A 16,873-nucleotide genomic window follows, 5' to 3' on the forward strand; every position below is an offset into this window, starting at 1 on the left:
CTTAACATCAGGCTGACATTATCGCCGCTGTGAAAATGAATCAGGTTATATTCATTTTTGTCTTCTTAATGTTATTCGTTTCGCGTGATAGCAGAAATTCAAGCGGGCATGAAAATATATTTCATTTTTCAAGTAACATAATATATCTTATATCAAAAATGTTACCCTAACTTAAATGCACATTAAGCATGATTAAATAGTACCGTTTTTAATTATTTTTACCCCCCCTCCCTACCAATTATCACACTACATCAAAAAAGGATTTAACAGCGTCTGATACTCAAACAAAGATTTTTTAAAAACAATAAGATAGATAGGTTATTTTATAAACACCATGAATGCATTAATACAGCTTTGATTTTTACCTCGTTATTTCCCAACGCTTAAGTTGCAGATTCAGAGTTTTCTGGCTATATCATTTTTATATCCTCAAAAACCAATTCCTCTATTAATTACAGGGTTTTATACGACGCAAAACACGAATTAAAACTGATCGCTTTCATATGTCATTAGATTCGCTCTGATGTTGCCACTCTGAATCCTGGCGGGCATCGTGCGCCCTAAAAATAACGGTGAGTGCTGCTTTATAACAGCCACTCCGCCGGGAGCGCGCTTTACCCTTCACACAGATGGCTCATCTCGCTCGCCGTTCACGACAACGCTGCTGGAGTCAAAAATAAATGAGCCAAATCTCTGTTATATCGAAACTTACCGGTGTGGAAACCACCACGGAAGGCACTCAGGTAACCCTGAACCATTCCTCTATCGTTGAGCTTAAGGTTGAGCGAGCTAATGTCGCCGATTTCGCCCGCAGCGGTAACGATCTGGTGATCACGCTCCACTCCGGCGAGGTGATTACCCTTAAAAATTTCTACGTCACCGATGCGCAGGGGGCGAGCCAGCTGGTTCTGCAGGACAGTGAAGGGGTGCTGTGGTGGGTCCAGGATCCCGCCGGTGCGGCCACCTATGAATCCATTGCCTCTACAGACGTCCTGCTTGCGGCGTCAGGCAGTGATGCCGGTGGTGCCGCCATCTGGCCGTGGGTACTGGGTGGCATTGTCGCCGCGGGCGGCATCGCGGCGGCGGCAAGCACCGGAGGCGGTGGTGGTGGAGGTGACGATGACAACAACTCGAACCCCGGCACGCCGACAAACCCTTCCGATCCGGATACCACGCCGCCGAATGCCCCAACCGGCCTTCAGTTCTCTGCAGACGGTAAAACCGTCACCGGTAGCGCCGAACCTGGCAGCACCATCACGCTGAAAGACGCCAACGGCAACGTGATCGGCACCGGCAAAACTGGCAGCGATGGTAAATTCACCGTCGACCTGGGAACACCGCTGACCAACGGCGAACAGATCACCGCCACCGCAACGGATCCGTCGGGAAATACCAGCCCGGGCACGACGGTGACCGCCCCGGACACCACCGCGCCGGATGCCCCGGATATCCTGATCGTGAACGACGATGCGGGCGCCACGGCTGGCCCGCTGGAAAACGGCCAGCGTACTGATGATGCCCGCCCGGCCTTCAGCGGCATCGGCGAGCCCGGCAGCACCATCACCCTTTACGATAACGGCAAGCAGATTGGCACCACCAAAGTAGATGCCAAAGGGAGCTGGAGCTTTACCCCCACCAGCGATCTCGCCAACGGCAGCCACACCATCACCACCACCGCCACCGACGCGGCAGGTAATACCAGCCCGGTATCCGGTGCCGTGAACTTTATCGTGGATACGGTCGCGCCAGGCGCGCCTGTTATCACCAGCGCAACGGACGATGTCGATCCGGTGACCGGATCAATCAGTAACGGCGGCAGCACCAACGATCGGCGACCACAACTCAGCGGCACCGCAGAGGCGGGCTCCACGGTGACCATTTATGATGGCTCTGTCGCCATTGGCACGGCGGTAACCGGCAGCAACGGCGTCTGGACCTTCACTCCGCCGGTGGATCTCAGCGAAAGCACGCATCAGCTTACCGCCCGGGCAACGGACGCCGCCGGTAACACCGGTCCGGCGTCCCCGGTCTACACCATTACTGTCGATCTCACCGCGCCAGGCACCCCGACTGCGATTGTGCTGAACGATGATACGGGTCTCATTAAAGGGGCGATAACCTCGGGCCTGTTTACCGATGCCTCTCAACCGATTCTGGCAGGGCGAGGCGAGCCCGGCGGGACCATCTCCCTCTACGATAATGGCGTACTGGTGGGCACAATTAAGGTCCAGCCTGACGGCACCTGGAGCATCAAGCCAGACAGTCCGCTTGCAGAGGGAGCCCACTCGATCACCGTACAGGTCACCGACGCGGCCGGTAACACCAGCGCGATGTCGCAGCCGATCACCTTCATTGTGGATACCACTCCGCCAGCCATGCCTGTCATTGCCCTTAACCCTGAGGGCACGCAGATCACCGGCACCGCCGAGCCTAACAGCACCATTGTGATCACCAACAGCGACGGCGTTGAGATCGGCCGCACGACGACAGACGGTAACGGTAATTTCGTTGCCACGCTGACGCCCGCGCAAACCAACGGCCAGGAGATCTCTGTCGTGGCCTCCGACGCCGCAGGTAACCAGAGCCCGGCCGCCACCGTCACCGCCACAGACACCACCCCGCCTCAGGCACCTGGCAACCTGCAGGTCTCGGAGGACGGACAAAGCGTCAGCGGCACGGCGGAAGCTGGCAGCACCGTCACCATTAAAGGGCCGGACGGCGCGGTTATCGGCACAACCACAGCCAATGATGATGGCACCTTCAGCACGCCAATCAGCCCGGCCCAGACCAACGGTGAGGTGCTGACCGTCATCGCGACCGACGGCGCCGGCAATGCCAGCCTGCCGAACACGGCCACAGCACCCGATAACACCGCTCCTCTGGCACCGGACAACGTGGTGGTTTCCGGCGATGGCACCACCGTTACCGGGACCGCAGAAGCGGGTAGCACCGTAACCATTCGCCAGGGGGATGTCATTGTCGGCCAGGCCGTTACTGACGACCAGGGCAACTTTAGCGTGACGCTGAATCCGCCAAAAGCCAACGGTGAAGCCCTGACCGCAGATGCAACCGACCCTGCCGGTAATACCGGGCCAACCACGCCAGCTCTCGCGCCGGACATTACCCCGGCGCAAACCCCGGTGATTGTCTCAGTTGTCGATGACGTCCCGGGCACCACGGGCACCATCGCTCAGGGCGGGCTGACCAACGATGCAACGCCAACCATCAGCGGCACCGGCGAGGCGGGCACGCGGATCTATATCTACAGCGGCAGCGATCAAATCGGCACATTTATCATTCCGGATTCCGGTCAGTGGAGCTTTACCCCAAGCGTGCATCTGCATGAAGGCGGCCATGTGCTGAGTGCGAAAGCCATCGACGCGGCAGGCAACGTCAGTGGAACCTCTAACACCTGGAGTATTACGGTCGACAGCGTCGCCCCTGGCACGCCGGTCATCACGCAGGTGGTGGACAATGTTGAAGGCCGCACCGGTGCGCTTGACGTGGGTGAAACCACCAACGACCCGACCCCGACGCTCAACGGCACCGCCGAACCAGGCGCGACGGTCACCATTCGTCTGGACGGTAACAGCATTGGCACGGCGGTCGCCGACAGCAACGGCGCATGGAGCTTTACCCCCGCCACCCCGATTAACAATGGCTCACATACCTTAACCGTCGTCGCGACCGATGCGGCAGGTAACAGCAGTTCACCTTCCGGCGGCTTTACCTTTACCGTCGATATCACGCCGCCGCCTGCCGCGACCATCGCCACCGTGACCGATAGCGTGGGCGACGTGCAGGGCCCGCTCAGCAGTGGCGATACCACGGATGACACCCTACCGCAGCTGCAGGGCAGCGCGCCAGCGGGTACCATCATCACCATCTACGACGGCGATACCCTGCTCGGTACCGCTGACCTCGACGGCAACGGCGGCTGGAGCTTTACACCAACGACTCCGCTCACCGATGGCCCGCATTCGATCACCGTCCATGCCACGGATGACGCCGGAAACACCACCGTCTCCGATCCGTTCGAGCTGGTGGTAGACACCGTCGCCCCTGCCACGCCGGACACCCCGGCCGTCACCGTTAATCCGGATGACACAACGCCAACGCCGCTGAACCCGGGAGAAGTGACCCGCGATACCACCCCAACGCTGAGCGGCACCGGAGAGGCGGGTGATACCGTCGCTATCTATATCGGCGGCGTCAAAGTTGATGAGGTCCCGGTAGGCAGCGACGGCAACTGGAGCTGGACGCCAACGACCCCGCTGGATAACGGCACCTATGACATCACCCTCACCGTCACCAACAAGGATGGCGCGGGCAATGAAAGCGCCCCGTCCCAGCCGGTGACCATCACCATTGATACCGACGCACCGGCCACGCCTGATGCCCCTACCGTGACCGACAGCGTGAGCCAGATAACCGGCCCGGTTGCCGATGGCGAAACCACGAACGATCCGCGTCCGGTACTCAGCGGCACCGGTACGGCAAACGACGTGATTATTATTTATGACAGCATTAATAATCAGCCTGCCACCGAAGTGGGTCGCGTCACCGTAGACAGCAATGGCAACTGGAGCTGGCGTCCTGAGAGCGATATTGACGAGGGAAGCCATCAGTTTACCGCCACGGCGACAGATGAGGCGGGCAACGTTTCGGCCACCTCACCCGGCATTACGATTACCGTTGATACCGTGGCACCGGACGTTCCGGTCATTGGCGCCGTCGGCGGCGGAGCAAATGGCAGTACGATCACGGACGCCACGCCTACCGTCGGCGGAACCGGCGTCAACGGCGAGAAGGTGATCGTCTATAACAACGGCGTCGAGGTGGGACGTGTTGACGTAACCAATGGCGAATGGTCCTTCACCCTGCCGGCCCAGACCGACGGTCCGCTGAACATCACCGTGGCGGGCGTTGACGCGGCGGGTAACGTCAGCGCCACCAGCCCGGTCTTTACCGTCACGCTGGATACCGTTGCGCCTGAAATACCGCAGATTAACGCGATCTCAGACAGCCAGTTCGCAAACGACACGCTTTACACCCGCGATGGTACGCCAACCCTCACCGGTACAGGCGAGCCGGGCAGCACGGTAATTGTCTCCGTAGATGGCACGCCATCACCTGTGCAGGTGACGGTACAGCCGGATGGCAGCTGGAGCTGGACCGCGGGCAGTACGCTGTCGGATATCCCCCACACCTTTACCGTCTCTGCGGTTGACCCGGCAGGTAACGCCTCCGGCAGTTCAGCTCCGCTTAGCGTAACGGTGGATACCGTCGCGCCGGCAGACCCGGTCAATATCAACGTGGCCGCGCAGGGCACGCCACTGACAGGTACGGCGGAAGAAGGCGCCACCATCACCGTAAAAGACGGCAATGTGGTGATTGGTACCGGTGTCGCCGCCGCTGACGGCAGCTTCTCCATCGCACTCAGCCCGGCCCAACAGGATGGTAAAACGCTGACCGTGATTGCCACCGATGAGGCAGGCAACGGCAGCCCCGGCGCGAGCTATACCGTCACCGGTACGTTGCCGGGCCTGCCGGATGTACCGATCATCACCGACATCACTGACAATATCGGGGACGTAACGGGCAACGTGCTGGGTAAAACCTCGGACGATACCGCCCCGGTCATCAGCGGAACGGCCCCTGCCGGCAGTCTCGTCACGCTCTACCTGGACGGCAGTTTGATCCCGCTGAGCACAATTTTGGTGGGGTCAGGCGGCACATGGAGCTATCAGCTGCTCGTACCGCTGAGCGCTGGCGATCACTTCTTTGAAGCGACTACCACGGCCAATTTAATCACCAGTGGCCGTTCCCCGGCCGCCACAGTGACCATCGACCTCACCGCCCCAGACACCCCAACCATAGGCGCGGTGATTGATGATGTCGCGCCGGGCACCGGCCCATTGACCAACGGCCAGGCCACCAACGACAACCAGCCGACCCTTACCGGCACCGGCGCGGTGGGCGATACCATCTCCGTCTACAGCAACGGCGTGCTGCTGGGGACCACGCAGGTTGGCAGCACGGGCACCTGGAGTTACACGACGCCTGTGCTGGCGGAGGGTAATAACGTCCTGACCATCCGCGAGACCGATCCGGCCGGAAACCAGAGCGGAGATTCGACGGGCTTTACCATCGTGGTTGATACGCTCTCCACCACACCGGTGATCACCAACGTCACCGATAATGTCGGCAACGCCCCCACCACCGTGGTCAGCGGCGATCCGACTAACGACGCGACGCCAACGATTACCGGTACGGCAGATGCGAACAGCGTCGTGACGATCTTCGATGGCGGCACGCAGATTGCCGTGGTCACCGCGGATGGCACCGGCGCATGGTCGTTTACCCCTGAAACCGCCCTCGGTGAAGGGCTGCACAGCTTTACCGCTATCGCCACCGATCCGCAGGGTAACGTCAGCCAGGTCTCCAATACCTGGGGCGTGGTGGTCGACCTGACGGCTCCCGGGGTTCCTGTGCTTGATACCGTCAGCGACAACGCGGCGGGCGGAATTGTCGGGAATCTCACGACCGGCCAGGTCACCAATGACGCTACGCCAACCCTCACCGGGAGAGGTACCGCGGGCAGCACCATCCACATTCTGAACAACGGCGTGGAAATTGGCACCGCCCCGGTAGACAGTAACGGCAACTGGAGCTTTACCCCTGACCCGGCGCTGGGGGATGGCAGCTATAACATCCGTATCAACGCCAGCGATGCCGCCGGGAACGTCTCCGCCAACTCGCCGGTCTTCGTCTTCACGGTCGATACCACGGGCCCTTCCGCACCGGGGATCACCAGCGTGATTGACGATGTCGGCCCGGTGACCGGTACGCTCACGTCGGGTAACAGCACCAACGATGCGCGTCCAACCTTCAACGGCACGGGCGAAGTCGGTTCCACGGTGCATATCATTGTGGACGGTAGCGAAATTGGCACCGCGGTGGTCAACGCTCAGGGGAACTGGACCTTTACCCCGGGCACCGCGCTCGCCGAAGGGTCGCACGCCATCACCTTCAACGCCACCGACGCCGCAGGCAACACGGGTGCCACCACGGCACCGTTTAACCTGACGGTGGACACGGTCGCGCCGTCAGCACCGGTGATCTCCACCGCGGCGGACAATGCCGGCAGCGTGCAGGCCCCGCTCACCTCCGGCCAGAGCACCGATGACACCACGCCAACGCTGACGGGCACGGCGGCGGCCAATGCCACCATTACGATTTACGAGAATGGTCAGCCGGTCGGCACCGCCACGGCGAACGGCAGCGGCGCATGGAGCTTTACGCCGTCCACACCGCTGGCGAATGGCAGCCACACCTGGACTGCCACGGCCACCGATGCGGCGGGCAACGTCAGCCCGGCCTCCTCTGGCTTTACGCTGGTGGTGGATACTACCCCGCCAAACGCGCCGGTTATCAGCCAGGCGATTGACGATGTGGGCAGTATCACCGGCGCACTCAGCTCCGGGCAGACCACCGACGACACCGTGCCGCGCCTTGTCGGAACCAGCGAGCCGTTTGCCACCGTCAATATCTATGAAGGTGCAACACTTGTGGGAACCGGCACCGCGGATGCCAGCGGAAGCTGGAGTATTCTGCTTAACACCACCCTGGCGACGGGCGCGCACAGCTTCACGGCCCGCGCGACGGATGCGGCAGGCAACACCAGCGTTCCGTCAGCAACCTTCAGCCTGACTATCGACACCACACCGCCTGCGCAGCCTTCGCTGAGCAGCATTGTGGATGACGTCGGTAATGCCGCCACGCCGATCGCCAACGGCGGATTAACCAACGACGCGCAGCCGACCCTGACCGGTACGGCGGAAGCGGGCGCGACGGTGAAAATCTTCGATAACGGCGTGCAGATTGGCAGCGTGACCGCCACCGGCGGGGCGTGGAGCTTTACGCCAACCACACCGCTCGCGAACGGCCAGCACAGCCTGACCTTCACCGCCACGGATGCGGCCGGCAACGCCAGCACCCCCACCACCGGGTATGTGATCAACGTCGATGCCACCGCGCCAGCGGCGCCGGTCATCAGCTCGGTCGTGGATGATGTGGGCAGCATCACCGGGCCGATAACCGGCGGCAACCCAACCAACGACGCGCGTCCAACGCTGAACGGTACCGCGGAAGCCAATGCCACCGTGCGCATCTACGACGGTGCTACCCTGGTTGGCACGGTCACCGCCGATGCCAACGGCAACTGGACGCTGCCTCAAACCACCACCACACTGGCGGAAGGCTCGCATACCTTTACCGCCACCGCCACGGATGCGGCGGGCAACACCAGCGTGGCATCGGCTCCTACCACCATAACGGTGGATCTGACCGCGCCTGGCGCACCGGGCAGCCTTGCGGTCATCACCAACGGGACGCACGTGACCGGTACCGCCGAAGCGGGCAGTACCGTCACCATCACCAGCAGCACCGGCACGGTGCTCGGTACCGCAACGGCGGACGGCAGCGGCAACTTTAACGCGACCATCTCCCCGGCACAGACCGACGGTGAATCCCTGCTGGTCTACGCCACCGACAAGGCCGGTAACGCCAGCCTCAGCGCCTCGGTCACCGCGCCTGTTACGCCGATCCCGAACGCGCCGGTTATCGCCAGCATCAACGATAACGTGGGCACCGTGACCGGCAATCTGACCAACGGCAAAACCACTGATGACACCACGCCAACCCTGAGCGGGACGGCCCTGGCGGGCTCCACCGTCACGCTGTATAACAACGGCGTGTCAATGGGCACCGTGGTGGCCGACGGTTCGGGCAACTGGAGCTTCACCACTCCGGCGTTAGGTGAAGGCGCTCACGCCTTTACCGCCACCGCGAGTAACAGCGCCGGTACCAGCCCGGTCTCCGGCGCGACCACCGTGATCGTTGATCTCACCGCCCCAACGGCGCCGACGGGCACCTTCAACGCCGACGGCAGCGTGTTGACCGGCAACGCGGAGGCCGGCAGCACCGTCTCCATCCGTCTTGCTGACGGCACCACAGTGACCACCACCGCGGGAAGCAACGGGACCTACAGCTACACCTTCCTCAACAAACAGACGGAAGGTCAGACGCTGCAGATCACCGCCACCGATGCCGCGGGGAATACCTCGCAGCCGGGTTCAGCCCTCGCGCCGGTGGTGCCGCTCTCCGCCAGCAATAACGTCGAAGAGCTGGATCTCAGCACCACCGCCACCGTCACCAACAGCCAGTACAGCGATTACGGCTTCCTGCTGGTGGGTGCGGTGGGCAATGTCCTGACGCTGCTGGGGAATGACACCGCTCAGGTGGACTTCACGGTAGGCAGCGGCGGCAGTGCCGACATCGTGGTGAATGCCAACGCCACCGGCGCCGTGCTCTCTCTGCTCAACACCCTTGAGCTGGTGGTGCAGCGTTTCGACAGCGTTAACGGCACCTGGACCACGGTGGTCGATACCGGCCAGCCGCAGTTCGCCGACCTGCTGACACTGGGGGCCACCGGCGTATCGCTGAACCTCACCGGGCTGGCTAACGGTGACTATCGCGTGCTGAGCTATAACACCAACCTGCTGGCCACCGGCTCGTACACCAGCCTCGACGTGGCGGTGAAAGAGACCAGCGCGGGCACCGTCACCGGCGACACCAGCCTGAACGGCAACGTGATCCTCGATACCGACCCCACCGCGGGGAGCGACAACGCCCCGGCAGGCACGACGGTCTCCGCCGTCACCAACGCGCTGGGGGTCACCACCAGCGTGAACGCTGACGGCACGGTCGTACAGGGGCAGTACGGTACGCTGACCATTAACCGCGACGGCAGCTACACCTACAACCTCACCGACACCAGCGCCGCGGTGATAGGCCGCACGGAGAGCTTCACCTACACCATTACCCATAACGGCATCAGCGCGTCGGCAAACCTCGTGCTGTCGCTCGGCGCGGGCAGCGTAACGAACGGCATTGTCGCCGTTGATGATACGGCTTCCCTGACCTTCGACACCAGCGTACACGCCATCGACAACGGTACCTCGTCGCAAAGCGGCTTTACTCTGGTGGGGATCAATCTCGGCAACACGCTCGGGCTGAACCTGCTGGACGACATGACCAACCCGATCATCTACAACGTGGAGGAAGGCACCACCCGCACCATGACCATCCAGGCCTCCGTCGGCGGCGTGGCGCTGGCGTCGGTATTCGATCTGTACGTCTATAAGTTCAACAACGCCACCCAGACCTTCGAGCAGGTTCGCGTTGAATCGGGCTGGCTGCGCGCCCCGCTGCTGGGCGGCACGTCACCTCAGCTGACGCTGAACCTGCCTGCCGGGGAGTATCTGTTCCTGCTCAATACCGCGGCGGGGATCACCGCGCTGACGGGCTATACGCTGAGCGTTCTGCAGGATCATGTCTACAGCGTGGCGAGTATCAGCGAGACAACCACGGGCGACGTGCTGACCAATGACCCGGTTCCGGCAGGGACGGTGGTCTCGGAAGTGAACGGCGTGGCGGTCAACAGCAGTGGCACCACCACCATTCAGGGGGAATACGGCACGCTGACCATCGATTCGTCCGGCCAGTACACCTATACCCTGAAGAGCGGCATGGGCGCGGACCATATCAGCACCCCGGATACGTTTGTCTACACCATCACCGCGCCAGACGGGTCGAAGGATACGGCGACGCTTAACATCACCCCAACCGCGCGGGCGATGGATGCGGTTAACGACGTCAGCGCCGCGATGGACGTGACCTCGGTACACCACACGTCGACCTACTCCGATACCACCGTGGGCAGCGCCCAGTGGACGACGGCGCTGTTCTCGTCCACCCAGGGCAGCGGAAGCGGCACCTTTGTGGTGGATCCAAACACCGCGCTGCATAACGCGTCGCTGCACTTTAGCGTCTCCTCGCTGCTGGCGCTGGGCGGTCTGACGGTGAACTGGGCGATCAGCGACGCCAACGGGGTGATCCGTAACGGCTCCTTCAGCGGCGGTTCGCTGCTCGGCGGCAGTATCGACGTTCCGCTGACCGGGCTGGACCTGAGCGCCGGGACCTATACGCTGAGCTATACCGGCAGCGTACCGGGGCTGAGCGTGGGCACCATCACCATTACCCCGAGCGTCAACGGCACCACCTACTCGCTCAGCCAGTTCGACGCGACCAGTGGCCACACGGTTGACGGCAACATCTTCGACGGCACGGATTCCGCCGGGGCGATGGATCAGCTGCACTCGGTGGACACCCGCGTAAGCATTACCGGGTACAACGGCGTGACCACCACGCTGGATCCGTATACCGGCAGCACCACGGTGAACGTGGTGGGCCATTACGGCACGCTGGCGATTGGCGCGGACGGCCACTACACCTACACCCTCAATACCGGGGTGTCGCTCTCATCCATCACCTCGAAGGAGACCTTCAACTACACCCTGACCGATGCCAACGGGAAAACGGACAGCGCCACGCTGACCATCAATATGGCGCCGCAGTTCATCAGCTCTGAACATAACGACGTCATAACCGGTACGGCCTACGGCGATACGCTGATTTACCAGGTGCTGAACAGCACCGCAGGCAACGCCACGGCGGGGAACAGCACTGGCGATCACTGGACCAACTTCTCGCTGGCTCAGGGGGACAAAATCGACATCGGCGATCTGCTGGTGGGCTGGAACGGTAGTGCCTCAACGCTCGGTAATTATCTCCATGTTACTAATAGTAATGGCAATACCGTGATCTCAATCGACCGTGATGGGACAGGAACCACCTACGCTAATAGTGCACTCGTTACGCTTGATGGCGTTCAGACCACCTACGACGAGTTAGTCAACCAGCACCACATCGTTACCTGATAGCACCTGTAGTACCTGACCCGGGCGCACAGCGCCCGGGCATAAACAATAAAGCTGTATATATTTTATTAGGGACATGACATGGGAATGAAGATGCCTTACTGGTGGCTTTCGTGCTGCCTGATCTCTGTACCCGCTCTCTGCGCGAACCCGGCGGCAACGATCAATACCGGACAACTTCGCGAAACGCAGGAACTCCCCTCACTGAATGGCCGCGTGGCGCCTGTCGCGGGCAATGCCGCCCCCGGCACGCTGCAGCTGAGCGACGCCGTTAACCGCGCCGTGACCTGGCACCCGGCGATTAGCGAAGCGGTGGGAAAACTCTACCAGCAGAGCGAAGAGGTGGATGTCGCGAAATCAAAATACTATCCACAGATTAATGCCGGTATGGACAACGGCTACAGCCATGACGGCGACGATAACGGCTTTACCCCGTCGCTGGTTCTTTCTCTCTCCCAGATGCTGTATGACTTCGGCAAAGTGGCAAGCCAGGTGCGTGCCGAAAGCGCCGGAGTGGCCCAGCAGCAGGCGAATGTGCTGGTGAGCATCGACACCATCGCCCATGATACCGCCATCGCCATGGTGCAGGTGCAAACCTGGCAACAGATGGTCGACACCGCCAAAGAGCAGCTCGACGCCCTCTCCTCGATTGGCAAGCTGACCCGCCAGCGTAACGACGAAGGGGCGACTTCGCTTTCTGACGTGGTACAGACCGATGCCCGTATCGAAGGGGCCCGCGCCCAGCTGATGCAGTACCAGGCCAGTCTGGACAGCGCCCGCGCCACGCTGATGAGTTTTCTCGGCTGGAATTCACTGAACGAGGTAGGAAACGATTTTCCGCAAAAGCTGGCCCGCAGCTGCGACGTCGCCGAGCCGGACGATCGTCTGGTTCCAGCAGTGTTAGCGGCATGGGCGCAGGCGAACGTCGCCCAGGCCAACCTTGACTATGCTGACGCGCAGATGACGCCCACCGTCTCGCTGGAGCCGGAGGTGCGCCATTACCTCAACGACCGCTACGCGGGAAACGAAACGCGGGATCGCACCCAGTACTCCGCGTGGGTGAAAGTGCAGATGCCACTCTATCAGGGCGGCGGCCTCACCGCCCGGCGTAACGCCGCCGGACACGCGGTGGAAGCGGCGCAGTCCACCATTCAGCGCACCCGGCTTGAGGTACGCCAGAAGCTGCTGGAGGCGCGCAGCCAGGTGATGAGCCTGCTCAGTACCCTGCAGATTCAGGGCCGCCAGGAGGCGCTCAGCGCCCGCACCCGCGAGCTGTACCAGCAGCAGTATCTTGATCTGGGCTCACGCCCGCTGCTCGACGTGCTCAACGCCGAGCAGGAGGTCTATCAGGCACGTTTCACCCAGCAGCAGACCCTCGGCCAGCTGCACCAGCTGCAGCTCAACTGCCTCTACAACACCGGGCAGCTGCGTCATGCGTTTGACCTTGATAACCGCACCATCCAGACCGTGGAGATCCAGCCATGAAGCAGCGTGAGATTCCGCAAGGTGAAAACATGACGGATGAGGCCCTGGTCCAGTGGGCGCAGGCTTTTGGCTTTGTCGCCACGCGCTACCGCGTCGCCTGCTCCCCAGGCGCCCTGCTGGCAGGCGCGCCGTGGCTGAAAGGCAAACCGATGGTACCCGCTCTGACTCAGCTTGCCCGTGAGGCGGGGCTGTCGTTTCAGCTGCTCACAGCCGATAAGGCGTCGCTCAACAGCTGGCGTCTGCCGGTAGTCGTGGCGCTGAACGACGGCAGGATCGGGGTGATCGAACACTTCGACGGCGACGATACGCTGGAGGTCAGCTTTTTCGACGACCAGACCTACACCAACAGGCTGTCGATGACGGGGATGTTGCCCGCCATCCGTCACGTTATCGCCCTGCGTCCACTGGCAGCGCTGAAGGACAGCCGGGTGGACGCCTATATCTCGAAATACCGTCCGGACTGGCTCTACCGGCTGGTAATGCGCGACCTGCGTCCCTACAGCTGGGTGATGCTCGCCGCGCTGTTTATCAACGTGCTGTCGCTTTCGGGGATTGTCTTTTCCATGCAGGTATACGACCGGGTGATCCCCGCCCAGTCCTATCCGACACTCTACGTCCTGACCATCGGGGTACTCATTGCCACCCTGTTTGGCTTCGTGCTGCGCGTGGCGCGCGGGCACATTATGGATCTGCTGGGCAAGCGCTCGGATCTGCGCGTCTCGGACCGCGTTTTCGGTCACGCCCTGCGGCTGCGCAACAGCGCGATTCCGCGCTCCACCGGCAGCTTTATCTCGCAGCTGCGCGAGCTGGAGCAGATCCGCGAGATGGTGACCTCCTCCACCATCTCCACCATTGTCGATCTGCCCTTCTTCCTGCTGTTTGTTGTTGTGCTGGCGATCATCGCCCCGCAGCTGGCGTGGATCGCGCCGGTTGCCGCGGTGATCATGGTTTTGCCCGGTCTGCTGCTGCAGAAGAAGCTGGCGGCGCTGGCGAAGCAGTCGGCACATGAATCGACCCTGCGCAACGCGGTGCTGGTGGAGAGCGTGCAGGGGCTGGAAGACATCAAGCTGATGCAGGCGGAAAACCGCTTTTTGCAGCAGTGGAACAGCTATATCCAGATCACCGCAGAATCCGGCCTGCGCACCCGCGAGCTGACGCAGAACCTGATCAGCTGGGGGATGACTATCCAGAGCCTGGTTTACGCTGCCGTGATCGTGGTCGGCGCACCGATGGTGATCGACGGCACCCTGACCACCGGTTCGGTGGTGGCCGCCTCAATGCTGGCCTCGCGGATGATTGCCCCCATGGCGACGCTGTGCGGCGTGCTGGCCCGCTGGCAGCAGGTCAAAGCGGCAAAAGAGGGGCTGGACAGTATCATGCAGCTTCCCACCGAGAACCAGCGCGAAGAGACGCCGATCCGTCAGGACGTGCTGCGCGGGCACTATCTCTTTGAACAGGCGCAGTTCCGCTATCACCCGGAGGATCCGCGCATGGCGCTGCGCATCAACCGTCTGGAGATCAAACCGGGCGAAAAAGTGGCGATCCTCGGGCGCAACGGCGCCGGGAAATCGACCCTGCTGCAGGCGATGGCGGGCGGAATGGATCTGGCGGCCGGCGAACTGCGGCTCGACAACTTCAGCCTGCCGCATCTCGACGTCGCCGACGTGCGGCGCAACGTCGGCTTTATGACCCAGAACGCGCGGCTGTTTTACGGCACCCTGCGTGAAAACATCACCCTCGGCATGCCGCGCGCCACCGACGAAGAGATTTTCGAGGCGCTGGAGCTGACCGGCGCGGCGGGCTTTGTTCAGAAGCTGCCGAAGGGGCTCGACTACCCGATCATGGAAAACGGCGTGGGACTCTCCGGCGGGCAGCGCCAGTCGATTCTGCTGGCGCGCATGCTGCTGCGCGACCCGAATATCGTGCTGATGGATGAACCCACCGCGTCGCTGGACGAGCACACCGAGCGGGAGTTTATCCAGCGGTTGGGCGATTGGCTCGGCAACCGCACCCTGATCGTCGCCACCCATCGCGTACCGGTGCTGGAGCTGGTCGAGCGGGTGGTGGTGCTCAAGGATGGCATGCTGGTGATGGATGCCCCGAAAGCGCAGGCGCTGAACAACAGTCGCATGCAACAACAGCAGGCAGCCGCCGTAAGGGAGTGGAAAAATGAAAATCAGTCAGCGTGACGTTGCGGCAATGGACGATCTGGATAACGCCCTCGACTCCGAAAGCGGCTACACCGGCGCGCGTCGGATCGTGATCTTTTCATTACTGATGTTTCTGGTGCTGGGAGTCTGGGCGTGGTTTGGCGTGCTGGACGAGGTATCCACCGGCTCCGGGAAGGTGATCCCTAGCTCGCGCGAGCAGGTATTACAGTCGCTTGACGGCGGGATCCTCACCGAACTGAATGTCCACGAGGGCGATCAGGTGCAGGCCGGGCAGGTGCTGGCGCGCCTTGATCCTACCCGTTCCGAGTCGAACGTCGGCGAAAGCGCGGCACGCTACCGCGCGTCTCTGGCTTCCAGCGCCCGCCTGTATGCCGAAGTGAACGATCTGCCGCTGAAGTTTCCTCCTTCGCTGGCGAAATGGCCGGATCTGATTGCCGACGAAACGCGGCTCTACAACTCGCGACGTGCGCAGCTGGAGGATACCCAGCGGGAGCTGCGCGCCGCGCTCGATCTCGCCAATAAAGAGCTGGCCATCACCCAGCGGCTGGTGAAAACCGGTGCCGCCAGCCACGTGGAGGTGCTGCGCCTGCAGCGGCAGAAAAGTGATCTGGAGCTGAAGCTCACCGACGTTCGTTCGCAGTATTACGTGCAGGCGCGCGAGGCGCTTTCCAAAGCCAATGCGGAAGTCGATATGGTCGCGGCGGTTCTGAAAGGTCGTCAGGATTCCGTCACGCGACTGACGGTGAAATCCCCGGTGCGCGGGATCGTGAAAAACATCAAGGTCACCACCATCGGCGGCGTGATCCCGCCCAACGGCGAGCTGATGGAGATTGTGCCGGTGGACGACCATCTGCTGATCGAAACCCGCCTCTCGCCGCGTGATATCGCGTTTATCCATCCGAACCAGGAAGCGCTGGTGAAGATCACGGCCTACGACTACGCCATTTACGGCGGGCTGCACGGCGTGGTCGAGACCATTTCCCCGGACACCATCCAGGACGAAGCCAAGCCGGAGGTGTTCTATTACCGGGTGTTTATCCGCACCAGCCAGGATTACCTGGTGAATAAAGCGGGCAGGCGCTTCTCGATTGTGCCTGGGATGATTGCGACGGTGGATATCAAGACTGGTGAGAAAACGGTGCTGGATTACATGATTAAACCGTTTAACCGGGCGAAAGAGGCGCTGAGGGAGCGGTGAGAATTGTGGGGAAGGGTTTGGCCGCCCTTCCCCTCGTCCCTTTGGCGATTTTGGTCGTTAATGAACCGGTACGGCCTTCATTCATCACTTTATTAATCATATAACCACCTGCCAGCCTTTGCGGATTCGGCAAACATCCTGACGGTTAACGGCTTTGAAATCTGTTTTACGGGTTT

At 61.5% G+C, this 16,873-nt stretch carries 5 protein-coding genes; 4 read left to right on the forward strand and 1 reads right to left on the reverse strand.

All coding sequences use genetic code 11. The features are described from left to right. The first annotated feature begins 680 nt into the window (after nucleotides 1-680). The 4 genes from C5687_RS21740 to C5687_RS21755 all read left to right on the forward strand — a co-directional run bounded on the left by C5687_RS21740 (nucleotide 681) and on the right by C5687_RS21755 (nucleotide 16,697). The gene (locus C5687_RS21740) at nucleotides 681-11,843 is read left to right on the forward strand and encodes a BapA/Bap/LapF family large adhesin (RefSeq protein ID WP_104557913.1); all 11,163 of its coding nucleotides are present in this window, start codon (nucleotides 681-683) and stop codon (nucleotides 11,841-11,843) included. An 81-nt stretch (nucleotides 11,844-11,924) separates the two neighbouring features. Then, the gene (locus tag C5687_RS21745) at nucleotides 11,925-13,328 is read left to right on the forward strand and encodes a TolC family outer membrane protein (RefSeq protein ID WP_047959294.1); all 1,404 of its coding nucleotides are present in this window, start codon (nucleotides 11,925-11,927) and stop codon (nucleotides 13,326-13,328) included. Further along, the gene (locus C5687_RS21750) at nucleotides 13,325-15,517 is read left to right on the forward strand and encodes a type I secretion system permease/ATPase (protein WP_104557914.1); all 2,193 of its coding nucleotides are present in this window, start codon (nucleotides 13,325-13,327) and stop codon (nucleotides 15,515-15,517) included. Before C5687_RS21745 ends, C5687_RS21750 begins: the two co-directional genes overlap by 4 nt. 10 nt (nucleotides 15,518-15,527) lie before the next feature. Further along, nucleotides 15,528-16,697: a beta-barrel domain-containing protein gene (locus C5687_RS21755; protein WP_104557915.1), complete on the forward strand. Its 1,170-nt coding sequence runs from the start codon at nucleotides 15,528-15,530 to the stop codon at nucleotides 16,695-16,697. A gap of 92 nt (nucleotides 16,698-16,789) precedes the next feature. Here C5687_RS21755 and C5687_RS21760 read toward each other — a convergent pair. Continuing rightward, the coding region (locus C5687_RS21760) for a DUF1493 family protein (RefSeq protein ID WP_146086299.1) at nucleotides 16,790-16,873 on the reverse strand (84 nt) is incomplete at its 5' end.

Origin of the sequence: Enterobacter sichuanensis (genome assembly GCF_002939185.1) — a bacterium.
Classification (GTDB): Bacteria; Pseudomonadota; Gammaproteobacteria; order Enterobacterales; family Enterobacteriaceae; genus Enterobacter; species Enterobacter sichuanensis.